The 26,146-nt window shown below is 40.0% G+C and carries 20 protein-coding genes; 13 read left to right on the top strand and 7 right to left on the bottom strand.

What is annotated here, in order from left to right; genetic code table 11:
- Positions 1-35: 35 nt before the first annotated feature.
- The 4 genes from GYY70_RS06125 to GYY70_RS06110 all read left to right on the top strand — a co-directional run bounded on the left by GYY70_RS06125 (position 36) and on the right by GYY70_RS06110 (position 5,220).
- On the top strand, positions 36-953 hold the full coding sequence (locus tag GYY70_RS06125) for a lysine exporter LysO family protein (protein WP_174831621.1): 918 nt from the start codon (positions 36-38) through the stop codon (positions 951-953).
- 1,330 nt (positions 954-2,283) lie between these two features.
- Complete coding sequence (locus GYY70_RS06120) at positions 2,284-3,552, top strand: MFS transporter (protein WP_174831620.1); 1,269 nt, start codon at positions 2,284-2,286, stop codon at positions 3,550-3,552.
- A gap of 22 nt (positions 3,553-3,574) precedes the next feature.
- Entirely contained in the window at positions 3,575-4,399 is an 825-nt protein-coding gene (locus tag GYY70_RS06115) for an amidohydrolase (protein ID WP_174831619.1), read from the top strand.
- A 272-nt stretch (positions 4,400-4,671) separates the two neighbouring features.
- Positions 4,672-5,220, top strand: coding sequence for a hypothetical protein (locus GYY70_RS06110; protein WP_084563732.1), 549 nt, complete (start codon positions 4,672-4,674; stop codon positions 5,218-5,220).
- 130 nt (positions 5,221-5,350) lie between these two features.
- Here the strand turns inward: GYY70_RS06110 and GYY70_RS06105 are convergent, their stop codons facing one another.
- On the bottom strand, positions 5,351-6,778 hold the full coding sequence (locus tag GYY70_RS06105) for a P-loop NTPase fold protein (RefSeq protein ID WP_174831618.1): 1,428 nt from the start codon (positions 6,776-6,778) through the stop codon (positions 5,351-5,353).
- 501 nt (positions 6,779-7,279) lie between these two features.
- On the opposite strand from GYY70_RS06105, the gene uvrB reads away from it, so the two are divergent.
- From uvrB to mqo, 3 genes are all read left to right on the top strand, one after another.
- Positions 7,280-9,307, top strand: coding sequence for an excinuclease ABC subunit UvrB (uvrB, locus tag GYY70_RS06100; RefSeq protein WP_084553346.1), 2,028 nt, complete (start codon positions 7,280-7,282; stop codon positions 9,305-9,307).
- 163 nt (positions 9,308-9,470) lie between these two features.
- Positions 9,471-9,905, top strand: coding sequence for a hypothetical protein (locus tag GYY70_RS06095; RefSeq protein WP_174831617.1), 435 nt, complete (start codon positions 9,471-9,473; stop codon positions 9,903-9,905).
- Positions 9,906-10,304: 399 nt separating this feature from the next.
- Complete coding sequence (mqo, locus tag GYY70_RS06090) at positions 10,305-11,816, top strand: malate dehydrogenase (quinone) (protein ID WP_174831616.1); 1,512 nt, start codon at positions 10,305-10,307, stop codon at positions 11,814-11,816.
- Between the two features lie 947 nt (positions 11,817-12,763).
- Here the strand turns inward: mqo and GYY70_RS06085 are convergent.
- Positions 12,764-13,111 carry a helix-turn-helix domain-containing protein gene (locus GYY70_RS06085; RefSeq protein WP_174831615.1) on the bottom strand — a complete coding sequence of 116 codons (348 nt, stop codon included), beginning with the start codon at positions 13,109-13,111 and terminating at the stop codon, positions 12,764-12,766.
- A gap of 114 nt (positions 13,112-13,225) precedes the next feature.
- Here GYY70_RS06085 and GYY70_RS06080 point away from each other — a divergent pair, with 114 nt between their 5' ends.
- Complete coding sequence (locus GYY70_RS06080) at positions 13,226-13,786, top strand: NAD(P)H-dependent oxidoreductase (RefSeq protein WP_174831614.1); 561 nt, start codon at positions 13,226-13,228, stop codon at positions 13,784-13,786.
- Positions 13,787-14,049: 263 nt separating this feature from the next.
- On the opposite strand, the gene rnz is transcribed toward GYY70_RS06080, so the two are convergent.
- The 3 genes from rnz to GYY70_RS06065 form a co-directional block, all read right to left on the bottom strand.
- Positions 14,050-14,967: a ribonuclease Z gene (rnz, locus tag GYY70_RS06075; protein WP_174831613.1), complete on the bottom strand. Its 918-nt coding sequence runs from the start codon at positions 14,965-14,967 to the stop codon at positions 14,050-14,052.
- Between the two features lie 103 nt (positions 14,968-15,070).
- Positions 15,071-15,286: a lysozyme inhibitor LprI family protein gene (locus GYY70_RS12345; protein ID WP_370521155.1), complete on the bottom strand. Its 216-nt coding sequence runs from the start codon at positions 15,284-15,286 to the stop codon at positions 15,071-15,073.
- 83 nt (positions 15,287-15,369) lie between these two features.
- Positions 15,370-15,573 carry an MFS transporter gene (locus GYY70_RS06065; RefSeq protein WP_370521154.1) on the bottom strand — a complete coding sequence of 68 codons (204 nt, stop codon included), beginning with the start codon at positions 15,571-15,573 and terminating at the stop codon, positions 15,370-15,372.
- Positions 15,574-16,084: 511 nt separating this feature from the next.
- Here GYY70_RS06065 and GYY70_RS06060 point away from each other — a divergent pair.
- Positions 16,085-16,894, top strand: a complete 810-nt coding sequence (locus GYY70_RS06060) for a DUF3304 domain-containing protein (protein ID WP_174831610.1) — start codon at positions 16,085-16,087, stop codon at positions 16,892-16,894.
- Between the two features lie 495 nt (positions 16,895-17,389).
- On the opposite strand, the gene GYY70_RS06055 is transcribed toward GYY70_RS06060, so the two are convergent.
- Positions 17,390-17,818, bottom strand: coding sequence for a hypothetical protein (locus tag GYY70_RS06055; protein ID WP_174831609.1), 429 nt, complete (start codon positions 17,816-17,818; stop codon positions 17,390-17,392).
- Positions 17,819-18,667: 849 nt separating this feature from the next.
- Here GYY70_RS06055 and GYY70_RS06050 point away from each other — a divergent pair.
- From GYY70_RS06050 to GYY70_RS06035, 4 genes are all read left to right on the top strand, one after another.
- Entirely contained in the window at positions 18,668-20,359 is a 1,692-nt protein-coding gene (locus GYY70_RS06050; protein WP_084548045.1) for a glutamine--tRNA ligase/YqeY domain fusion protein, read from the top strand.
- Between the two features lie 128 nt (positions 20,360-20,487).
- Positions 20,488-22,644, top strand: coding sequence for a YccS family putative transporter (gene yccS, locus GYY70_RS06045; protein ID WP_174831608.1), 2,157 nt, complete (start codon positions 20,488-20,490; stop codon positions 22,642-22,644).
- A gap of 193 nt (positions 22,645-22,837) precedes the next feature.
- Positions 22,838-24,403, top strand: coding sequence for a glycine betaine/L-proline transporter ProP (proP, locus tag GYY70_RS06040; RefSeq protein WP_100116453.1), 1,566 nt, complete (start codon positions 22,838-22,840; stop codon positions 24,401-24,403).
- A 91-nt stretch (positions 24,404-24,494) separates the two neighbouring features.
- The gene (locus GYY70_RS06035; RefSeq protein ID WP_174831607.1) at positions 24,495-25,391 is read left to right on the top strand and encodes a hypothetical protein; all 897 of its coding nucleotides are present in this window, start codon (positions 24,495-24,497) and stop codon (positions 25,389-25,391) included.
- Between the two features lie 315 nt (positions 25,392-25,706).
- Here GYY70_RS06035 and GYY70_RS06030 read toward each other — a convergent pair whose 3' ends face one another.
- Complete coding sequence (locus GYY70_RS06030) at positions 25,707-26,135, bottom strand: DUF4124 domain-containing protein (protein ID WP_084548049.1); 429 nt, start codon at positions 26,133-26,135, stop codon at positions 25,707-25,709.
- Between the last annotated feature and the right edge of the window lie 11 nt (positions 26,136-26,146).

Below are 26,146 nucleotides of genomic sequence, written 5' to 3'. Positions count from 1 at the left end.
TTTATTATCCCTAATTCTGCCGTACACAAATATCCATGCAAAATTTAATTTCCCTGCTAATCATTCTGATTCCCTTGTTTATCGGATTTTGCATACCCACACCGGCACGGGTTGTAAACTGGCTGAATTACGGGCTGGCATGGCTGGTATATCTGATTTTATTTCTAATAGGATTATCACTGGCGCAAGAACCCGATCTGGGCGCACAGCTGGCTAATATCAGCTTAACAGTAGCGGTATTATTCGTCTGCCTGATTGCAGCCAACCTCCTGATATTTATCTGGTTTGACCGTCGTTATCCGTGGCGGCTGAAACGGCAGCAACAAACAGGCCAGTCCGGCAATACCAGTATTATGGGCAGTCTTAAGCAGGTTGGTTGTCTGCTTGCCGGACTAATCGCCGGCAATTATCTCTCTTTTGACTGGTTGGGCAGCCCGCTGGCTGCTGTTAATAAAGCGCTGATAATTTTACTTTTACTGGTGGGCATGCAGTTGCGCAGCAGCGGCATTACCCTGCATCAGGTATTTCTTAATCGCCGCGGCGTTATCTGTGCCGGATTATTCACACTGGCCAGCCTGCTTGGCGGTTTGCTATTTGCCCTGATTATGCCTGATGTGTCTGTAAGTAAAGGGCTGGCACTCAGCAGCGGTTATGGCTGGTATTCACTTTCCAGCATTATCATGAGTCAGGCTTACGGTGCAGTCTGGGGCAGTATTGCCATGTTTAATGATCTGGCACGCGAATTCTTTGCCCTTATTTTTATTCCCGCACTGATGCGTCGTTATCCCACTACAGCCGTCAGCGTAGGTGGTGCAACCAGCCTGGATTTTACTTTGCCAGTAATACAGTCTTCCGGCGGCATTACTGCAGTACCGGTGGCAATCAGCTTTGGTTTTATTGTTAATATTACTTCGCCAGTATTGATGGTGTTTTTTTCATCACTAAAGTTTTAACAGATAATATTAATTGCTGTTACAGAATTATCCTGAAAATCTTGTATAAAGATTGCTATTCGAAAACATAGCTATCTTCTTTCCCTGTATATTTGCCCGAAAATAAATAATTATAGAATTCGTATTTAGATAATCACGAAGTAATAGAAAGTCAGTTTGTATGAAGAAAATAATTATTTTTAAAACCAATACTTGGAAGAGGAGTATTACAGCACATTCTCACAATTAACACTGTCCGGTTTAAATGATTAAAAAATAGAATTTTTGCTTACTGAAAAATCAAATAAAGGTATAAATAAAAATATTCTTAGCCGTAATTTTATATTTACTTTAATAAATTATAAAAAATGGAATTCGGTTTCTTAATCTTATCAAGTACGGAAATTACAGAAATTATTCTGTTTAGTATTAATACACTATGTTTATTATCTAATTCAAAACTTTCATCTGTTTTATAGGTAAATTTTGAAAGAAATTTCAGCAGTATTAAAACTCTAGATAATAGCAATAAATGAAGTAAAATTATTTAATGTTAAAATTAAATTTTTAATGTAAAAATTAATTTGATTAAATATATTGTTTAAAAATATAATCTGATATATGGGTTTGTTTTAATTTAATCAAAGCTTAAACTCAGGGAGGATAAGATGGATTATAAGTAAGCATCAAGACAGAGATATATATAATTTTTTATAAAAATAAAAATATATATTGTCTGACAATAAAATGGTTCATTCACCATAATAATCATTTAATATTATTTGCATAAATTGTATGCCAGATAAAATGTATGTTTTAATGCTTGTCAGGGACAACTACGGATAAATATCGGATATTTATTGGTATTTATTTTTAAAAAATATATTTTTATTAAAATAATATTCGTTATTAAGAATAAATTTTCATAATTTATTGCTAAAACAAATATAATAGAAAAAAAGGTGCACAAAATGTGCCAATTTTATTAGAATTAAAATAATTTATTAATTAATAACCTTTATGTGCAATAAAGACTTAAAGATTTGCTTAAAATCAAAACTTTATTGTATATAATTGTAGTTAAATGGAAAAAGACTAATATACTAGTGTATGTATCTGGAAAGATAAATCTTGTATATCTTAATGTTTAATAGATTGATTATCGAAATAGGGTGATTAATGAAAAATTTCATCTGTTTTATTTTATTTTGAATTACATTATGTTTTTTTATTGGCTTTAAATGCTATTAAGCGTAAATTAAAGACATAAAGTTTTAAAAATTAAGTTTTATATCTGCTGCAAGCATAACAAATTGATATTCTCAAAATTAGATAAAGAAAGAGAAACTTTATGTTTAAGTGGTACCGGGCAGTTTCAGCAAATGAAAGAAAAACCTTTTGGGCATGCTTTAGTGGCTGGGCACTCGATGCTCTGGAAACACAGATGTTTGGTTTGGTGATTCCGTCACTGCTTGTATATTTTGCTATCAGTAGAGGGGAGGCCGGCTTATTCAGTAGTGCCACACTTGTCACTTCAGCACTGGGTGGCTGGTTTGCAGGAGCTCTTTCAGACCGGTACGGACGCGTTAAAACATTGCAAATTATGATTATATGGTTTGCAATTTTTACATTTCTGGCGGCATTTGTTACCGAATATCACTGGTTGCTGGTGCTGAAAGCTTTACAGGGATTTGGTATTGGCGGTGAATGGGCAGCCGGAGCTGTACTGATGGCAGAAACCATTTCCAGCCAGTATCGCGGCAAAGTGATGGCAACAGTACAAAGTGCATGGGCTGTGGGATGGGGACTGGCCGTTATACTGTTTTCCGTTGTATTCAGTCTGGCTCCGGAAACTTTCGCCTGGCGCATCATGTTTGCAGTTGGTTTATTGCCGGCACTACTGATTTTCTATGTACGCCGGCATGTACAGGAGCCGGTAAAACAAACTAGCGTAGTTTCGAAAAATGAAAACAGCATGCCTATAACCGAAGCACTGTTCGGCATCTTTTCTCCTTCACTGATTCGTACTACTTTACTAGGCGGTTTGCTGGGTTTGGGCGCACATGGCGGTTATCATGCAATCATGTCGTGGCTGCCTACGTATCTGAAAGAAGAACGCCACCTTTCTGTGCTCAATTCCAGTGCCTATCTGGCAGTAATCATCGTTGCCTTCTGGTGTGGCTGTATGGCCAGTTCAGTTTTACTCGATAAAATCGGCAGGCGTTTTAATGTTGTCTGTTTTGCTATCTGCTGTGTAATTACAGTACGTATTTATCTGTTTGTCCCCTTAACCAATACCCAGATGCTGTTTCTGGGTTTTCCGCTGGGATTCTTTGCTGCCGGTATTCCCTCCAGTCTTGGAGCATTATTTAATGAATTGTATCCGCAGAAATACAGAGGTGCCGGAGTAGGCTTCTGTTATAATTTCGGCCGTATTCTTTCCTCTGTATTTCCGCCTCTGGTCGGGCATATGAGTGTTTCAATGTCGCTGGGTTCAGCCATCGGTATAGATGCCAGCTGGGCTTATTCAATCGTGGTCATTAGCGTATTGCTGTTACCGGAAACCAAAGGGCGCGACTTAAGCGAAATTGATCAGGACGGTCAGATATCTGACAAATAGCAGATTGAGAAAGAGAAATAACATGAATCAGGAGTCGGTAGGTATTATAGACAGCCATGCCCATGTTTTTATGCTGAATTTACCGATGGCGGCCGGCCGCCGCTATACACCGGCACAAAATGCGCCGCTCGCTGATTATCTGGCACATCTGGATGCTCATGGCTGTACACATGGCGTATTGATTCAGCCCAGTTTTCTGGGTTATGACAACAGCTTTATGCTCCAGGCTATTGCACAGACTAAACCCCGTCTCAGAGGCGTTGCCTGTGTTGAGCCATCTGTCACAATGCCTGAACTTGAAGCACTGGATAAAGGCGGTATTGTCGGTATACGCCTGAATATTATTGATGGTGTCCAGCCGGATTTACAAACCGATTCATGGCAAAATCTGCTTGATAAAGTGAAAGAGCTTAACTGGCATGTAGAAGTACATTGCCGCAGTAACAAACTCAGTGACATGATTGCAACACTGCTCAAACAGGATGTGAAAGTGGTGATTGATCATTTCGGCCGGCCTTCGGATTGTCAGCCTGCCCGCGATTATGGTTTTCAGCAGTTACTTGAGTGGGGGCGTAGCGGAATGATATGGTGCAAACTGTCGGGAGCATACCGGATTAGTGCAGCCGCAGCAGAAGGTCACAAATTCTTTGCTTCTGCCATCCCTTTATTAGTAGAAAATCTGGGCAGCCATCGGCTGATGTGGGGAAGCGACTGGCCGCATACCCAATTTGAACAGCAGATTACCCCTGATTATCTGTCTACGCAGCTGAATATGCTGTTGAAGGATAAACAGCTGACACACAATATACTCTGGGATACACCGGCAAAGCTGTTCAGATTTATCTAAAAGTGCGGATTCGACTAACTGAAATCACTCAGGTAATTAATCAGCACAGTATGCAGAGAAACTGGCTTCAGCAGACAAATAAATAAAAACTTATTTACCATACACACTATATGTTTAAATATTAATAATTCATTGATATCTTTATTGTGAAGTTATCATGGATTAAGAGAAACAGAATTTAAGCTTTATTGTCGCTGTCTGCATGGAGGCTCTGGCTATATCTGATTTGATATATAAAGTTAAAGCAATATCTGATTAATCAGGAAAACCGTATGAACAAACTGCTGCTTACCTCTGTCTTATTGTTTTGTATATCCGCCGGTGCTGCTGCCAAAGAATACAATTATGAAACCAGCGATGTGAATGATCTGCCGCCGCAGTGCATTACATTAAAAGCTTTTGTATCCACAGCCAATAATCAGTATGACATGGCTTACAAAGGGCAGAAATCTTTATCTGCTGCCGATAATGTTGTTTCCACCGAAATCAGAGCGGCGTTTCTGAAAGGGACGCCGGAAGAATATCTGAATAATGGTATGCTGCAATATTATAATCTGATAAAAAGAAACGGCCTTGAAAAGGAAATTGCAGAGAACCGGATTTATAATCTGACCGGTTTCATGTCACGTGAGGATTTAATCAATATCGCTAAAAAAATCAAAAATCAGGCCTTAAGCGGTAAACTGGACAGTAAACAGTTCAGACTGAATGATGAAACAGTGATTAATGCCTGTCTTAAAAAGGCAGCCAAACCGCCGGCAGGTAGTGGCGCAGATTATTACAAAGCCATTGATTATTCTAAACGTACACCGAAAAAATAAATATTTAACCGCCTGTATGGCGGTTTTTTTATTCAAATTTTATTTTTGCCAGCAGGTTTCAATATTTCTGGATATTAATTCTTTATTCGTAAAAAAGATAAAAAATGTAGATAAGTACCTATCCGAAAAATTAATTAAATTTGAATGAATTAGAAATTTCAATGAATTTTTTTATGTCAAACAATTGTGATAAATCTATATGAGGATTTCCATAATCAGCTCTAATTGTCTCAAGTCTATTTTTTTTATTTTCATCAAAATGAAAATTGTTAACATACTGTTCAATAAATTCTTGTGATGAAATTGAACGAGATAAAAACGATTTCGAGATTTCTAAAAGTAAGTATTCTATTAGTTCTAAGTAATAATTTAAATCTTCATTATTTGGAGTGCAATGAGAACGAATATTTTCTAATGTATTTGAAATAAAATCAGTATCATTTTTGTTATCCAGACTTTTATATAAATCTGGAAATTTTAATTTTAATATAATTAAAAAAATAATTGTAAGAACTGTCCAATTGTCTAAATGAGCATTACTTTCCGTTCTAATAATAACATTAAAAATATTAAAAAAAGCTTCTTGTTCTCTTAAGCTTAATTTATATTTGTGAACAATGTTTACTAAAAAATCTCTAGTTGGTAAACGATAAAATCCTGCTTTTTGGAAATAATTTTCAAGTGAAAATTTATTCATTAAGTGAATAATATATGATGCATCTGATGATAGCGGAAGCAGATAATCAAAATCAATAAACCGGCGCAGATAGCCGTTAACATCCAGTCCTTGGCCGTACACGGCTCTGATAGAATGGCTAAGCTGAGTTTTATCCGTTGCCAGTACAAAAATAATATTATCCACATTAAACAAATGTTTGGCTTTTTCCAGTACCTCAATCGCAAAATCAGGGCGGCAGCGATCCAGCTCATCAATAAAAATTACTAATGGTTTTTTCTCTTCATTACTGGAACAGCACTCAGCTAGTCGGCTTAACGCCTGTTTGAATTCAAGCAGAACTTGTTTAGATTTTTCATATTTTTCAATTTGGTCTTTGGCTAGAGCAGCATTCAGATTAGTAGCAAATTCAGCAATTTTATCAGCTTTAATGTGACCTTTTGAAATAAAACTGCCAATGGCTGAGACAATTGTCAGCCACTCCTTAGATGATCCATCCTTTATCAGGTACCGAATTTTATCTTTAATAATACTTAACAAACCTTTAGCTTTTGATTCAGCTTCGCCCGACAGATTATCGATAGCTAGACTAATTTCCCCAATCAGTGCAATCAAGGCATCGTCAGTATAATCACTTTCCCATGCATTAAAATAAATAGTAGTTATATTCCGTTTCTTCAGATACTGCTGCCACATTTTGATAAAGGTGGTTTTACCCTGTCCCCAGCCACCATCAATACACAGTACAATAGACTGTTCAAAGCTGGTAATAAATTGAGTCAGAACGGTGATATTCTCCTCTCTGCCCAGTACATCGTTTTTAAACGGATTATCGGCATCAATTTCGATTGGCTGGCATTTGCTCAGGCTGAGTTCACCCATAATACTTTTTCCCCTGTATAACAATATTCTGCCGGTACTCACCGGTTATTCCGGTTGGTGTAATCAATGATTTGATTATAATATTTCTGAATGGCTGTAATACAGAAATCAATCCGGAAAGGCGCATAAAAATAGACCCTTTAGCGGGTTTTACAACATAGCCAGACATGGCGCAGTATGATTTCACCAACTATCTCTTGCCTGCTGTCGGCTAACGCAAAACCACCGGCCGGCAGGGCAGGCTCGGCATAATATGCCTGATTGGCTGCTGTGGAATATTAACTTTCTGATTAAATAACTGATTTGTTAGAAAACCACCATAAAAAGTAAAGTCTGGCAGCAGCCGGTTTTTCAGCAGGCAGAAGTGATATAAAGCATTATGTTCAAACTTGCTTTTTACCTGTAATGGCCTTATTTGTAAGCCAAAACCGCTGCCGGCGGTTTTGGCTGTTTCAGCCGTGATTTTTTTGCTGAGTTGAATTTTATTTAGGTTACAAACTTATGGATGTTATTCAGTATCCGGGTAGTGTGTTTAAACTGCATCAGCCATTTCCCCCTGCCGGTGATCAGCCGGCTGCAATCAAAGGATTGCTGGAGGGACTGGAAGACGGTTTGTCCGGCCAGACTCTGCTCGGCGTTACCGGTTCCGGTAAAACATTCACCATGGCCAATGTGATTGCGCAAAGCGGCCGGCCGGCAATTATCATGGCGCATAACAAAACGCTTGCTGCCCAGTTATATGCGGAAATGCGTGAGTTTTTTCCGGAAAACGCAGTTGAGTATTTTGTTTCCTATTATGATTACTATCAGCCGGAAGCCTATGTGCCCAGCCGTGACCTGTTTATTGAAAAAGATTCGGCCATTAACGAGCATATCGAGCAGATGCGTCTGAGTGCCACCAAAAGCCTGATGCAGCGTCAGGATGTGGTGATTGTGGCAACTGTATCGGCCATTTATGGTATTGGTGACCCTAATGAATATCACCAGATGATTCTGCACCTGAAAGAAGGGCAGAAAATCGACCAGCGCGATATCATCGCGCGTCTGGTAGCCATGCAGTATGAGCGTGGCGATATCGACTTTGCCCGCGGTTCTTTCCGCGTGCGCGGTGATGTGATTGATATTTTCCCCGCGGAAAGCTCTGAGCTGGCTTTGCGTGTCAGCTTGTTTGACGACGAAGTAGACCGCATGCAGCTGTTCGACCCGATATCCGGCAGCCTGCAACAGCGGGTAGGGCGCTATACTGTATTTCCGTCCAGCCACTATGTTACCCCGCGCGAAACCGTATTGCGGGCATGCGAAAACATCAAACAGGAGCTGGGCGACCGGATTAAATGGTTTACCCATGAAGGACGTCTGGTCGAAGCGCAGCGCATTGAACAGCGCACCCGCTTTGATCTGGAAATGCTCTATGAAATGGGTTTTTGCAAAGGTATTGAAAACTACTCACGCCACTTTTCCGGCAAACCGGAAGGAGAGCCGCCGCCTACTTTAATGGATTATCTGCCCAAAAATGCACTGATGTTTATCGATGAAAGCCATGTTACTGTCAGCCAGATTGGCGGTATGTACAAGGGCGATGCTTCACGTAAGCAGAATCTGGTGGATTATGGCTTTCGCCTGCCGTCTGCGCGGGATAACCGGCCGTTAAAATTCCATGAATTTGAGCGGGTGATGCCGCAAACCATATTTGTGTCGGCTACTCCGGCGAAATATGAAGAAGAACATGCCGGTCAGGTAGTCGAGCAGGTGGTGCGACCCACTGGTCTGGTGGATCCGGAAATCATTATCCGTCCTGTGGCCACACAGGTAGACGACTTACTCTCGGAAATCAATATCCGCCGTGAGCTGGGGGAGCGCGTGCTGGTCACTACGCTAACCAAACGCATGGCCGAACAGCTTACCGATTACTACGCCGAGCTGGGTGTAAAAGTGCGCTATCTGCACAGTGACATTGATACCGTCGAACGGGTAGAAATCATTCGTGACCTGCGTCTGGGATTGTTTGATGTTCTGGTAGGCATTAACCTGCTGCGTGAAGGGCTGGATATTCCCGAAGTTTCACTGGTGGCAATTCTGGATGCGGATAAAGAAGGTTTTCTGCGCAGTCACCGCAGCCTGATTCAGACCATAGGCCGCGCTGCACGTAATGTTAACGGTAAAGCTATACTGTATGCCGATAAAATTACCGATTCCATGAAAGCCGCCATAGATGAAACCGAGCGTCGCCGTGCCCGCCAGATATCTTTTAATGCAGAACACGGTATCGTGCCGCAGCAAATTAAAAAGCAGGTACGCGACCTGATAGATGGCGTTTACCATGATGAAAACGGCAGCAAAGGGCGAGGTCGCAGCAAACTCAAAGTCGGGGAAATCCGTAACGAAGATGATGCTGTTAAAGAAATCGCCAAGCTGGAAAAAGCCATGCAGGCTGCTGCACGTGATTTACAGTTTGAAGAGGCAGCACAGATTCGTGACAAAATCCGTGCGATTAAAGAAAATCTGTTATTTGGTGCCAGCGAAGCTTAATCACTGGCTTTTTCTGCGCCGGCTGCGGTAAAGTATCTAGTATCATGCCGGAGTAGTCAGAGATACTTAACAACCAGACAGCATACCTGTATGCGGCATTGTCAGGTACACTGAATAACACAGCCGGCTCCTGTCAGCCGGCCGGTCAGAACGGGACAGTATCATGCAGCACAGGCAGATCCATACCCACCATCCATCAGCTTTGGCCAGACTGCCCGCACTTATGCTGCAAACGCTAAGCAGTGTAAACATCACCGCTTTATTCTGTACTATATTATTTTACTGGCGCGCCAATAGTGAACTGCCCTTGATGCAGACCAGCTTACTTAATTCTAATGATATCAAGCTTATTCTTGTACTTATCTGTGGCTGCATGCTTTTTGCGTTAGTCCCTTCACTATTGGCGGCCGTATTCTGCTCTTGTTTTGTCCGGCGTCTGCCGCGCTTTCTGCTCGGCGCAGCCGCCGCCATTATTGCCTTTTCAGTCGCACTTCTGCAAAACTGGCTATTTAGCTGGCCGCTGGACTGGATACCGATACTGTTTAATGCACTGGCTGCCGCCATCAGTGCTCTGTGTGTTAACCGTTTGCAACAGTAGATACAAAAAAATCAGCCATAAACGCAGCGGTTATGGTCGGCATAGCTGTAATACCCTTGTTATTGATTTGTAAAAATTTGTATTAAAATATATAAAAATTAATTTAAAACAATAAAGATATAATCATTTGCTGTTACTATAAAATATCATTGTCATGCTAATAAAAAACAATTTTCTTAATAAACAATAAAATAGTCAATAAAAAGCCATAGAGTCTGGTACATACTGTATTTTGCTATTGCTGCCTGTTAGTAAAAGTGCTTAAATTAACCACTTGTTATTGTCAATGATTTAAGTCAAAAACAAGTAAATCACACCAATACTGATTACTTCGTGTGCGAACTTCCAGATAAACATTTAATCAGAGTAGCCTGAAGAGAAGAGAAAAGAGTTTGCGTTATGAAAAACACCAATAGCGATAGCTCAGCAGACGTAGTATTAATCGGCGCCGGCATAATGAGCGCGACACTGGGAACCTTTCTTAAGGGGTTACAGCCAGACTGGCAGATTAATATCTACGAACGTCTCGCTGGTGTGGCTACAGAAAGCTCAGATGCATGGAATAATGCCGGTACCGGCCATTCAGCCCTGTGCGAACTCAACTACACCCCTGAGCTGAAAGACAGCACAATCGAAGTATCCAAAGCAATTAAAATTATTGAACAGTTTGAATTGTCCAAACAGTTCTGGGCATCACTTGTCGATGCCGGTATGATTGCCAATCCCGGTGAATTTATCCGCAGTGTGCCGCATATGAGCCTTGTACGCGGTGAAACTGATGTTGCTTTTCTGCGTAAACGTTTTGCTGCCTTGCAGCAATACCGCCTGTTTCAGGATATGGTTTATACCGAAGATAAAGAGCAGATTAGCCAGTGGGTGCCGCTCATGATGCAGGGGCGGGATAACAGTGAGCCAATAGCCGTTACCTGGTCGGATCTGGGTACTGATGTCAATTACGGCGCCTTAAGCCGCATTCTGATTAACAACCTCACCAGTCACGGCTGCCAACTGCATCTGCAGCACGAAATTATCGACTTGAAACAGCAGGATGGACGCTGGCACCTGAAAATCAAAGATTTAACTAATCAAACCTGTCAACAAGTATCTGCCCGCTTTGTATTTATCGGCGCAGGTGGCGGCTCCCTCAGACTGCTGCAGAAAAGCCAGATTGAGGCCGGCAAAGGCTACGGCGGCTTTCCCGTCTCCGGTCAGTGGCTGGTGTGTAAAAATCCCGAAATTGTCAGACAGCATAATGCCAAAGTATATGGCAAAGCATCAGTCGGCGCCCCGCCGATGAGTGTGCCGCATCTTGATAAACGGGTTATCGATGGCGAAGAAGCATTACTTTTTGGCCCTTTTGCCGGCTTTACCACCAAGTTTCTCAAATGCGGCTCATTTAAAGATCTGTTCCAGACTCTGAATTTTGCCAATATTTGCCCCATGCTCACCGTCGGTGTGCATAACTTCGCGCTTGAGCATTACCTGATACAGCAGGTACGGTTAAGCTTTACCGACCGCATGCAGGAATTACGTACCTTTTATCCCGAAGCCCGCGATGAAGACTGGCATCTGGCCGTTGCCGGCAATCGCGTACAGGTAATCAAAAAAGATCCGCAAAAAGGTGGCGTGCTGCAGTTTGGTACTGAGCTGGTAAAATCTACCGATGGTACACTGGCTGCCCTGTTAGGCGCATCTCCGGGTGCTTCTACTTCCGTATCCATTATGCTTGAATTACTCGAACACTGCTTTGCCGATAAAGTCAGCGGCGAATGGAAGCAAAAACTGCATGAATGGATACCGAGCTATGGTCAGAAACTGGAACAAAACCCGGAGCTGGTACAGCGTATTCGCGACTGGACGATTAAATCGCTGAACTTACATACTCCGCAACAACAAAGCATAAACAACTGAACACACACATACTAAAAACCATTATTGCCATAAACTTCCTTACCAAATTCTTGCTGAATTTGGTTTTTTTTTGTGTTATTGCCGCAACTTTCAGTATGCACGTACCAGAATACAGAGATAGTTTCGTCCGTAATTATTACTGTACTGGTTATACTGTAGTTACTATCCAACACTATAATTTTTAAATTGCAACCAAAGCATAAAACCGAAAAAAATACTTGCTGTATGGATTAAATTTATTTAGTATCAGTTAAAAGAAAATAACATAGACATACAAAAATATATAATTATAACTAATACTTATAACTATATAGTGTAGTAATAAGCGCCACTTCATTTTCAAAAATGCGGTGGCGTTGTTTTTGTATCAGACCAGTTGCAACAGGTATGATTTATATCACCGGATAAAATTTTTCCTGATAGCAGGGCAGAGCCTGCATTCACTGTTAATCCGGTATCTTGAGTAATATTCCATTTATGATAATACTGCTTAATCCATCGAATATAAGACACTGGTTTTCCCGTGTATCACTATCAGACTCAACAGTAATCTTATTTTCTGAACAATAGCGGCATATCCGTGCTTATCTCTAAAACTTATATTAAAAATCCATACACATAAAAATACCGCTATATCAATAGCACAATAAACTCAGGATAAACTAACAAACTGATTATGCAAGGATTCCGTATAACTGCATCGATATAAGCTATTACATTGATATCAGAACTTAAATATAGTCTGATATATATTGTTATATATCTTTGCTGCGTATTGTAATCAGCAGAGGAATAAAGATCAGGCAAAGAAATACAATAAATAGAATTTGATAATTTGAAGCTTCCAGGATTAAACCGTCAGGATAAGTTCCAATCCCTCCGCCACCAAATTCTGTCTTTAGTCATATAAATACGCCGACAATGTCGGCGGATAAAGTTTTTTCAGATTATGATAATGGGTCATTTTTATGATTATTTCCCCATTGGCAAAACATATCTAAAATAGGAACTAAAGATTTACCTCGTTCTAATAACCCATATTCCACTTTAGGTGGAATTTGCGGATATTCTTTTCTAAAAATTAATTTATCTTTTTCCATCTCTTTTAGGGTATTACTCAGTGTTTTAAAAGAAATATGATTAATGCTTCGTTTAAGTTCATTGAACCGCATTGATGGTTGATTTTCGTTTAACCAATAAAGAATAACAATTTTATACTTACCTCGAATCATTGAGAGTGTGTAATTAAATCCACTATTCTCAAAATGATCTTCGGCACAATGATGATTTTCCATGTTCACACTTTCCATAAAGATAGTACATAACAGTAATTACCGTACTTCAAAACTAATCGTATTAATATTAGTATGACTTAATTATTGATAATAATATAGAAGGAATATTTAACAATGAAACGCACTTTAGTGATTGTTGCTCATCCTCACTTAGCCTCTTCAAGTGTTAACCGATGCTGGGTTAATAGATTAAATCAGTATCATGAACAAGTAACCATACATGATTTATATTCTTACTATCCCTCTTTTAAAATAGACTCTGGTTTCGAACAAAACTTAATTGAAAATCATCAAAATTTGGTAATTCAATTTCCGGTATATTGGTTTAATTGTCCACCATTATTAAAACAATGGTTAGATGACGTTTTCACTTACGGATGGGCATTTGGTGCCTTAGGCGATAAATTAAAAAGTAAAAAAATTGGTTTAGCTGTTTCGGCAGGTATAAAGAAAGCGGACTATTCTCAAACAGGACATTATAAATATACACTTGAGCAAATTCTCAGCCCCTTTGAATTAACAATAAATTACGTTCAGGCTGATTATCAGCCCGTTTTTGCAATTTATGGCGCAAATAATGAGCCAGACTATCCGGATAAAATTACACAAAAAGATATAGATAAAAGTGCAGATGATTATGTGAATTGGATGAAAAAATTAGGAATGCTAATTTAAAACAGATCATTAAAGTTCATCCATGCTTATTACTAAATAAATCTACTGTAGATTAAAAAATTAAGAAATATGCTGCATATTTCTTAATTTTTTCTAAAGTAATTGGTATTTAATGATTTTATTCTGAATAAAAAATGAAACAGTACAGACTCCTGAATATTTTTTACAAAATCTATAAATTTCAGGCTCAATTAGCTTTTCTTGCGAAACTTTATTACTAATTGAAACATCAGCAAACTAGCCGATAATGTCGGCATATTTGTCTATACTTGGAACGTGGCAAAATCAGTTGCGATTTCAGTATGGATAAAAATGCTCTTAGCCTCATTAACTAATTTGGCATTGTCATTGAGAGAATATCGAGGGCTTATATGCGTCATAATCAATCTTTTAACATTGGCTTGTTTAGCAATCGTGGCTGCATGAACAGTGGTAGAATGGCCATGCTCAATTGCTTTTTGTCCTAATGCATTTTCATGCGTTGCTTCATGGACAAGTACGTCAACATCTTTAGCTAATTCAATTGAAGCATCACAAGGTCCTGTATCACCTAAAATAGCCAGTTTTTTCCCTTGTTTAAAATCACCAAGATAATTACGACCATCAATGACACGGCCATCGGCTAGTGTTACTGTTTTACCTTCTTTTAAATAGGCATAATGTGGACCAGGATTAATATTATCTTGCTGTAATTTGTCGATATCTAAGACAGGTGGCGAATCCTTTTCAATAACACGATAACCAAAACAAGGTACCCGATGCGCTAATAATTTGGCTTCAACCTGAAATTTAGTATCTTCAAATACCAAACCATCTTGATCAAGTTCAATAATGTTTAAAGGATAAGTTATCCAGGAATAACTAATATCAATCACAGTTTGAATAAATTGTTTGATGCCTTTAGGGCCAATCAAAGTTAGTTCCGATTGATTTTGGGTTAATGAACGTGTAGTTAAAACACCCGGTAAACCAAACAGATGATCACCATGCAAATGTGTTATAAATATCATCTCTAATTTGGCTAAGCTAAATTTTGCTTTCTGCATTTGCATTTGAGTTGCCTCACCACAATCAAAAAGCCATAATCGGCCTCTTTCTTGTCGGAGATCGAGCATAATACTACTTACATTGCGCTCGGCGGTTGGTGAACCTGAGCTTGTTCCTAAAAAAGTTAGTTTCATAACTATATCAATCTTTTGTTGAATGTCTTATTACATACTAAGAATAACAATATATAACTTTATTTTTATGCAATAACAATAAGTGGAAAAAATTTTATAACAGTTACAAACAATCAGACCAATAAAGATCAAGTTGTTTTGTTCGTTGAAAATTCAGTTCAGCTAAATAAGTGTATTTTAACATATTTAGAGCATTACCAATTGCTCCACCCCCTAACGAATAAGTAAAGTCACACTGTAAATCACGATATTTAATCAATTCTTTATTAGATTTTTTAAGTTTATTTTTTGCAATTACCGATGTACTCTTTGTCTTCATACCAATTTGAAAGTGCATTAAAAAATTTCTGCTGCGATTTATTTAACTCAGCTTGACTGATATAAAAATTTTTTTCTAAGCATTTAGTCAATTCTGCTTCTGAAGAGGAGTAATAGAATCTTCTTACGACCATACCAATCATTATAAAAACCATAAAACGGTTGCAGCACACCATATGAAACGAGATATGCAGTTAAAATGATACTTGCCTGAGAAATAGGGATGCCAAAATCCAGTGAAATATCGGGTAAAAGAAGTGAAGCCATCCAATTATCTGTAGCTGAAATAAACCCAGCAAATTCGAGTAAGATAAGAACAAAATAAATTTTTTATAAAATTCATCATTAATTCTGCTTAATATTTTGATTTATATATAAAATAATTAATATATATTAATTTACATATTAATGATTAAAGAGATACGGCGCGTCTTTTAACGATCCTTATTTAGTTGTTTATAATCTACTTTATCGAAATCATTTTAACAACAAATCCTAAAGAAGAAATATCAATTCCATCAATATTAATAAATTGAGTCCTATGCAATTTATCGATATAAATCAAACCTTCATCAGCAAAATTAAATATAATATTCAATCTGTTGAGTCTGCATTGGCATTGCTCAATATGATTAATCCATTGCTATACCGTTTGTTTAATTCAATAACAAACAGGTTTAGTGCAGATAAAATACAGTAAGCGCATTTATCGGATGATAGTCCGCTATATTTTATTGAATGATATATATGTAGACCATAGAAACTGATATTGTCTTTTATATCTATAGAGTGAGCATAAATGTCCGGCAAAAAAATATTCACCGCAAACCTCCTTATCCGGTTGTGCTTATTATTGCTGTCGGCAACTGCGATCACCTCCTGCGGAGAATACGTTGATCCTTATGTTGGTATGACAGGTAAAAAACAATCCTATGCCGTGCCGGTTGATGTGCTTGTATACACTGATGAAAATATTTCCGGCGGTTCCGTTATTTCCGGCGGCTCAACCAGAAATATTTTCAGTGATTCAACCAATGATGGCTGTATTCCGAATACCAATGGTGTTGATGATGATGAAGTAGGTAAAAAACGTTATGGTGGTAGCGGTTCTTGTGGAACAGCTTATCTTCCGATGAAATGGAAACCGGGGATGATGGTACGTATCAACTGGCGGGTATCACCATATCCGGAATGGCATGCCAGAGGATTGAATGTTCCAGATCCTAAAGAAGCAGCTATTCTTAATCAGTATGATGAAAACTATTCGGCAGTAATACCGTTACCACCGCCATCGGCATTTGCAGGAAATCATTCTGGTAAGGCAAAAAATATCACCATACATTTTCTGGCCTGTAATCAGATATTGATAGATTACGGTACTCGAAAGGAAAGAACACCGGAAGTGGTGAAAAAACAGTTTGAACTATTTGCGAAAAGCCAGAAGCTATGCACGCCACGCCCATCCATCAAATCCATGGCGGACTACCGGCGCAATAAAGTCAAGATGGATGCAATCAAGCAGGAACGGGCAAATATTAAGCAGGTAATCTTACCGGAATATATAAAGGAACTGGAACAGCAGGGAAAACTGCCGGTTAGCAGTAAGTAAGTTTTGCAGGCTATCTGTGGTCACCGGCTGACATTTTACCGGTGCAATTAAGCATGCGCCGGTAAGTCTAAACTGTTTTATTTGTTAAAAAGCCGGCTGATTTAGCCATAGCCGGAATCCTGAATCTTCTGAGAATAACGCCATTGTCCCTATATTGGGACAGTGGCGTTTTATTATCCGCAGTCAATATGGCAAATATCGGTTCGAATAATAACAAATCTCCATTTCCGTGCTGGTTATTGATAATATATTTGCATAAAATGCTGATAGATGTATTTAATTATTTTTAATAAAGCAATAAAAATAAATAGGAATACAGACCAGTGGAGAACAAAATTAACAGCTAAATCCTGAATATAAAGATAAAACGTTCAGCTGTTAATTTTGCCGGATTGGTTAGATATGCCGATGGTTTTATTTGATATTATAAATTATTTTCTCTGTTATTGTTCTCACACTAATAATACGCTATGTGACAATTAGAAATTTATCTGGTTAATGATGTTCTTGCCGGATTTTATGCTCTTTGTTTCGGGATTGTGTACTATTATTGTGGGTTTTGATGGGAGCAGGTGTATTTTTTATACTGGAATTCGGTAAAGTGTGTGTGTTGGTGATACTGGCATGTTTTAATCTGATAATATTTCTGACCGATGCAAAGATAATTAAAGCGATACATATTAATACGGAGAATCTGGCGCTTGTTTGCAGTGTGCTTATGCGGTTTTTTCTTCTTACGGTTTTATCAGGGTTGAAATAGTAATGATACAGGCGCAAAAGCAGGGAAGGGGTTGCGGTGCCTGCAGATGTCTGTATTTCCGGACTGACTTTGTCTTTGATCAGGGATTGCTTATCACCGCCTGTTTGTTGCCGGCTTGTTTTTTTAAATTTATTCTGCCAGTTGAATTTGTTTACTCGTACCATGATTAATCCTTTGATATCAGCTGCTTTCTGCCGGATATTTCATGCTCTTAATGCCTGAATATCTATTTACCGGTATTAAGACCTGCACTAAGGCTGGTAACTGCGCAGGCTGTATGCCAGATTGTGTCTGGCACTGAAACCGGAAGAAAGCATGTGTTGATAAAAATTTCGGGTTGTTGATCGTGCGGGTAAAGATGTGTGTATTTTTATTTGAATGAATTTTCAAATTTAATTCTGATAATTGTACATAAAAACTTTGTTTTGTAGTCTGATTATTATATGAAATAAATTAATGCAGATATTAATGTATGCTTGGGTTTATGGCGGCTTAGTGATTTATTATGGCTTTTAGTAACTGGCTGATGTGATGCGGCTCGTATCCAGAAGATGTTTTACTGAAAATATGTTTACAGAATAAATTGTGTTAAAGACGCAATGTCATTTTAACGAATGTGGCGTTACAAGCTGTGTGTTGTATTCTGTGCTTTACGACTGCCTTGATTTTTATATTTTGAATATTAAGCATATTTTATTTTGTACGAGCAGTGTGCATCTGACAATCTGACACGTAGGTATTTCGCTGTTGAATCTGCCCGGTGATAGACAAAGGCAATTTGGTTTTTTCCGGTGATGGATGCTGAATTTAATTAATCGGTAAATTATTGTTTGTATTTCATCTGATTTGGTTTAGTATTTGCTTAATTATTACTAAACTGTTTAATTGATACGTTTTTGGTTAGTATAATTGTATATTGCTTATATAAATTGGGTATATAATTATTACCTTTTAGTTGGTGTTTTCAGGCGTTTTTATTCTGCAAAACACATTTGCACATATTCAGAAGAACTATGCTTAATAAAGATCAGTTTGCCGATAATCATTTTATACGCTCTATTATTGAGGAAGACCTGCAAAGCGGGAAATGCCGGCAGGTAATTACGCGTTTCCCTCCCGAACCTAATGGTTATCTGCATATCGGCCATGCTAAATCAATCTGCCTGAATTTTGGTCTGGCTTATATTTATGATGGTTTGTGTAATCTGCGCTTTGATGATACGAATCCTGAGAAAGAATCGGATGAGTATGTGCGCTCAATTAAGGAAGATGTGCAGTGGCTGGGTTTCCAGTGGCATGAGGAACGTTTTGCTTCAGATTATTTTGAACGTCTGTATGAGTATGCGCTGGAGCTGATTAAAGCAGGTAAGGCGTATGTGGATGATCTGGATGCTGAAGAAATGCGTCAGTATCGCGGTACGTTAACGGAGCCGGGTAAAAACAGCCCGTATCGTGAACGTACGATAGAAGAAAATCTGGATTTGTTTGCCCGTATGCGCAATGGGGAGTTTCCGGACGGCAGTAAAACGCTGCGGCTGAAAATTGATATGGCTGCGGGCAATATTAATCTGCGTGATCCGGTAATCTACCGTATCCGCCGTGTGCATCATCATCGCACTGGTGATAAATGGGTTATTTATCCGATGTATGATTATACGCATGCGATTTCGGATGCGATTGAAAATATTACCCATTCGCTGTGTACGCTGGAATTTGAATCACACAGGCCGCTGTATGACTGGGTGGTGGAGAATATTACGATTGCGCATCAGCCACATCAGTATGAATTTTCACGGCTGGAACTGCTGTATTCGATTACTTCCAAACGCAAGCTGAATCAGCTGGTAGTGCAAGACCATGTGTCCGGCTGGGACGACCCGCGTATGCCGACTATTTCCGGTATGCGCCGCCGTGGTTATACGCCGGAAGGGCTGCGTCTGTTTGCCAAACGGGTAGGTATTTCCAAGAGCGAAAATGTGGTGGATATGAGTGTTCTGGAAGGTGCTATTCGTGAAGATCTGGAAAGTGTGGCACCACGGATGATTGCGGTGCTCAATCCGATTAAAGTTGAGCTGATTAATTTTGATGAGGCGGTAACGCAAAGCCGTGAAGCACCGTTTCATCCGCATCATCCGGAAATGGGCGAGCGTCTGATACCGCTGACGAAAACGATTTATATTGAAGCAGACGATTTTGCGTTGGAGCCGCCTAAAGGCTGGCAGCGTTTAACGCCAGGCGGTGAAGTGCGCCTGCGTTACAGCTATGTGATTAAGTGTGAGGAAGTGGTGCAGGATGCGTCTGGACGGGTGGTATCGCTGAAATGCTCGATAGACCATGACACGCTGGCTTCTAAGCCGCAAGGACGTAAGGTGAAAGGTGTTATTCACTGGCTGTCTACTGAACATGCTGTGCCGGCAAAGGTGCGGCTGTATGACCGGCTGTTTACTGTGGAACGTCCGGATGCAGTACGCGGTGATGATGGTCAGTATCGTGATTTTACTGAGTTTCTGAATCCGGCCTCGGTAACAGAAATTGATGCACTGGTGGAGCCGGTAGCAAATACGCTGGCACCGGAAACACGCTATCAGTTTGAGCGTCTAGGCTACTTTGTGACTGACCGCTATGACCATACTGCGGAAAATCCAGTATTTAACCGTACTGTAACTTTACGTGATACCTGGCAGGCACAGGTTGAGAAGAAATAATTGTGTCTGTATATGAAAAACCGGCTTTTTGAAGCCGGTTTTTTTATGCTGTAAATAATCTGTCCGGTTTATCCGACAGCTTGCTAAAATGAGGCAGGTTGTGTTTTCTGGTCATTAGAGGCGGTTTGATGCGAACAATTCCGGTACGTGCAGGTTATCTGGCCAATTTACCGATGCTGCTCAGTATGATGCTGGCAGCACTGTGGGTATGGTATACGGGCAATACGGCAGAAAGTACGGCGCTGTTTCTGGGGATTATTGCCGGCGGGCTGGTGGATCTGGATGATGGATTTACCGGCCGTTTACGCAATCTGTTTTTTACACTGATACATTTTTCTCTGGCCGCTACTGCAGTGCAGTGGACATTCGGGCATCCGCTGGCGTTTTCGTTGCTGATGGTGTGGGCGGCATTCAGTATGACGATGATGGGTGCTATTGATGTGCGATACCGTACGATTGCTTTTGGTACGCTGCTGGTGATGCTGTATACGGTGCTGACTTATTCGCCACTTTTACCCTGGTATACCAATCCAATTATGCTGGTTTGTGGTACCAGTTTGTTTAGTCTGTGTACGCTGGTGCTGCATCTGCTGTTTCCCAACCGGCCGGTGCAGGACAATCTGGCCGGCTCTTTTGCCAGACTGGCCGATTATATGCTGGTAAAAGCTCAGTTTTTTGACCCGGATGAGGTGGATTTGCTTGCAGAAAGGGAACTTGAGCTGGCAATGAAAAATACGGCAGTGATTAATGGTTTTAATCAGTGCCGTACTGCTTTGTTTTATCGTCTGCGCCGGCAGCACCGGCAGCGTAGTATTGGCATGCTGCTGCAATATTATCTGACTGCACAGAATATCCATGAACGTATCAGTTCGCGTCATGTTGATTATGCGGCACTGGCGCACAAGCTGGCACACTCTGATTTAATTTACCGTATTCAGCGCCTGATTGTATTGCAGGCGCAGGCTTGCCGGCAGATGAGTGAATGCCTGCAGGAAGATAAGCCGTATGCATTTAATCTGATGCTTCAGCGTGCCGGTGAAGGTGTACAGCAGGCTGTGGCACGTTATTGTGCAGAACATGGCAGTGATGAGGATTTACCGGGTTTACAGCAGCTAACGGCTAATATTCTGGCGATTAATGAGCAGCTGTTGTGGCTGGAACAGGTAAAGAATAACAGTAAAGAACAAAACATCGGTGATTTGCAGATTGCCGGGCTGGATGTTGACCGGATACGCGATATTCTGCCGGCGTTAAAAGCACATTTTACTTTTCAGTCGAATGTGTTGCGCCATGCTGTGCGTCTGGCCATTCTGACTGCTGTTACCTGTGTGGTGGTTGAAAGTTTCCATCTGAAAATGGGTTACTGGATTTTGCTGACCGGGGTTATTGTCTGTCAGCCGAATTATTCGGCAACAACAGCCAGGCTGAAACAAAGAATTGTGGGTACGCTGCTGGGGGTAGTAGTCGGTTCGGCATTGCCCTATTTTGTGCCTACGCTGTCTGGCAGGCTGATAATTGTGGTGGTTAGTACGGTGCTGTTTTTTGCATTCAGGGTTCGTCGCTACAGTTTCTCCACGTTTTTTATTACGGTTCAGGTGCTGGTGGGTTTTGCGATTATCGGTATGGATACGCAGTCAGCCATGCTGTCACGCTTTACGGATACGATTCTTGGCTCAGTGCTGGCGTGGTGTGCGGTATCGTATTTGTGGCCGGACTGGCGTTATCTGACGCTGGGGCGGATTGCCGGGCGCGCCTTAAGCAGTGACGGTGTCTATCTGCGACAGGTAGCGCAGCAGTTGCAGAACGGGCTGAGCGACGATGTTGTTTATCGCGCGGCACGACGCAATGCACACGAGCTGGCGGTTACGCTGAGTAATACTGTAGCTGATATGTCGATGGAGCCAAAACGTTACGGGCAACATCTGGCTGAGGGTAAGACCTTGCTGCAACTGAATTATGTATTGCTAAGCTGTATTTCTGCACTGGGTGCGATTCGTGCTCAGGTGGATCGCCTGCGACCACAGCTGACGCCGGAACAGGTGCAATACTGGATGACGATTGCCGGCAGTCTGGCAGAATTGATGGAGCAGAAATCCGATTCCGCACTTTTTCAAATTAAGTGGGAGGCTTTGGCAGAGCTGTTAAAAGTGAGCAGGCCGCTGCCGGATGATGATGTGGTTGAAAAGGTATTATGGCGGCAATTGCATCAGATTCATGTACAGCTGCCACTGTACAGGCAGGCTTTGCGGGCTGATGCCGGAGCAGGCAGGATAGCGGCTCAGTAATGCGGCAAACAGGCTGTGAAAGTGAATTAATAAAAGTTTGAAAAAATTGGTGTGGAATAAAATAATTGTAGCACAAGCGCTCTTTTATCGATTATGCTGTAGATAGTTTTCTTTAAAATTCAATTACAAAGCGTTTTTCAGACGTATGTTATAATTGAAATATCATTTAAATATTAATAATGAGAGGATTATCATGACAGCAGTTAATGAACAAAATGAGGCTTCTTCTCATGTTCCACCATTGATTCCTACTCAGAACGGAACGCTGGAATTACACGATATCACTATTGTTGACCAGAATAAGCTTAAAAAGGCCATTTCTGCCGCTGCACTGGGTAATGCCATGGAGTGGTTTGATTTTGGGGTATATGGTTTTGTGGCTTATGCGCTAGGACAGGTATTTTTTCCGTCTGCTTCGCCCAGTGTGCAGATAATCGCCGCATTGGGTACCTTCTCCGTACCATTTCTGGTGCGCCCGCTTGGTGGTGTATTTTTCGGGATACTTGGCGATCGCTTCGGCCGGCAGAAAGTATTGTCGACTACTATTATTATTATGGCACTCAGTACATTTTGTATCGGTCTGATTCCATCGTATAACAGTATTGGTATGTGGGCACCTTTGCTGTTGCTGTTGTGTAAGCTGGCTCAAGGGTTTTCAGTGGGCGGTGAATATACCGGAGCGGCTATTTTTGTCGCGGAATATTCACCCGACCGGCAGCGCGGGTTTCTGGGCAGTTTTCTGGATTTTGGTTCAATCTGCGGGTTTGTGCTTGGGGCAGGGCTGGTGGTATTGCTGGAAAATATTATGGGTTCGGCACATTTTCTCTCGTGGGGCTGGCGCATTCCGTTTTTTCTGGCTGCTCCTTTAGGTCTGCTGGGCTTGTATTTGCGCCATGCTGCGGAGGAAACTCCGGCTTTTCAGCAACATCTGGATATGATGGAAAAGGCTGAGCAGGAAGACGTTGGTAACCGGCCTCAGGTTTCGTTTAAGAAAATTGTGCAGCGTTTCTGGCCTACATTGCTGGTGAGTGTCGGGTTGGTGTTAACCACAAATATCACTTACTACATGCTGCTGACTTATATGCCCAGCTATCTGTCGCATAATCTGCATTATGGTGAAGATCGCGGTGTGCTGATTATTATTGCGATTATGATTGGTATGATGTTTATGCAGCCGATTATTGGTTTTGTCAGCGATAAAATCGGACGTAAGCCATTTGTGATTGGCGGTTCAATTGCTTTGCTGATTCTGGCTATTCCGTGTTTTCAGCTGATTACCAGTGGCAAAGTAGGGCTGATTTTTCTCGGGCTGTTTATTCTGGCGCTGATTCTGAATTCTTTTACCGGTGTTATGGCTTCTACGCTGCCGGCACTGTTTCCTACCCGTATCCGTTACAGTGCTCTGGCCAGTGCGTTTAATATTGCGATTATTATTGCCGGTTTAACGCCGACTATTGCCGCTGCGCTGGTGGATGCTACTAATGATTTGTTTATTCCGGCTTATTATCTGATGCTGGTGGGAATTATCGGTATTGTTACCGGTATCTGCCTGAAAGAAACGGCCAACCGCCCGCTGCGAGGTGTGTCTCCTTCAGCTTCGAATAAGCAGGAAGCGCGTGAGCTGCTGGTGCAGACTTATCAGCATATTGAGCAGAGTGTGGATGATATTGATGCAGAAATTGCCCGCTTACAGGAGCAGATAGGCGAGCTGGAAAAGCGTAAGCAGCAATATATTGATTTACATCCGAAGCTGGAGTGAATAATTAATTTAAATTGAATATAATTAAACCACTATGTTAACTTTTGTTTGTTAATATAGTGGTTTTTTAATTTCAGGGGAGTGTTAAAAAATGAATAAATATTCAGATTTGCTTAAATCAATTAATACTGGGTTAGCTACAGTTGGTATTTTATGCAATGTTATGGGATTTATGATTGTAATTATTTATTGCATTCACATCAGATTTTATCCAACTGGTTTAACTATAAATGATGCTTTGTTTTTTTGGTGGATTTTGTTGATATTTGGTTTTTTATATATATGTATCACTTCGATGATATATCACGCAAGTTTATTAGTGATTAAACTAAATAAAAGACCTATAAATAAAATTTTGAAAAAATGTAATATGAATCAAATGTATTTTCCAAAGAGCTCAAAAGTATATACTGCATTTGCTATTGTAATGCAAATTTATTTAGTTATATTTGGCTTTCTGGATCGAGAATTAATTCAAATAATTTTTGGGTTAGAAATTGGCATGATTTTTGTATTAATTTTTAAATATTCTATGTATGAAAGAATTAATTTAGCAGAAAATAAAAATACAAGTGAAAAAGTAAAAGTATTTGTACCAAAATATTTTGAAAACCACAAAAAATTATTTTTAAATATTACAACTTGTATTGTTTATTTACCTTTGTCATTAATGTTGTTAGTATATTTATCAGATAATTTAACTTTTAGAATGGCAGGAATTAAATATAAAAATGTAACTATATATACTGATATTAGTTATGGTAAATTTTTACAGAACAGAATTAATACATTAAAAATAGAGAATAAAGAATTACAATCAGTTAATATAAATTGTACAAATTTGTGCAACATAGATTCAGTAGATATTTTATTTACCAATATTGGTTCCAAAACTTTACTAGCTATCCCGTCAGATGATATTAATAAGCAAGGTTTACGTTTGGAGTTGCCAACTGAAGAAATTAAAAGTATTGAAGAAAAAAAATAAGAATTTGAGAAAAGAATCATCAGATGTAAATTGATTAATCAGAAAAAGAAAAATCTTTTTGTACTGATAGTGATGCTTATCTATTATTTAATCAATATTGATAGTAGTTTTAACAGATATTTGATTGATGCGTTGAGGCTGAGGATGATGTTATTACTTTATATCAGAAATGCTTTTATATGGTTTTATCTACGATTTATTATTGATAATACTGCCTGAATAATAGAGTTAATTCTCAGATATATACTTTTAATGAATCATTCAAGTTATTTACCGGCTAAAAAGTATTTTAAGCCGGTAAATTCTAAGCAGATTTTATTTGCCATTCAGAGCTTTATCCAAATCCTGCTGCCGGGATTTTACGGCATCTTCCAGACCTTTTATGCGTTCCTGATAGCGCACGTAGTTGCGTTCATTTCCCATACGAATTTTTTTACCGTCTTCCAGTGCTTTTTTGGCATCGGCAAGGTTTTTACGGGCAGCAGAAATCGCGGCCTGATCAGGCTGGTTGCGGGCGGCTGAATCTGCATCTTTGGAATTGGTATCAGGAGTGGTTACGACAGGTTTGTAGGCAGAAGTGGTTGAGAAATTCCCGCCCAGATTGCTGACAGAATGGCAGTTTTTACCTTTCGGAACTTCGCTGTAACTGTGATTCCCCCGGCTGTCGGTGCATTCATATATCTGTGCCAGTGCAGAAGTACTTATCAGTGTACACAATGTAGCAAGTATCAGGGATTTTCTCATGATTTATCCTT

The organism is Snodgrassella sp. ESL0324, from assembly GCF_013344955.1.
GTDB classification, from domain to species: domain Bacteria; phylum Pseudomonadota; class Gammaproteobacteria; order Burkholderiales; family Neisseriaceae; genus Snodgrassella; species Snodgrassella alvi.
The sequence above is the reverse complement of the archived record's forward strand: the minus strand, read 5'-3'. Positions and strand labels throughout refer to the sequence as shown.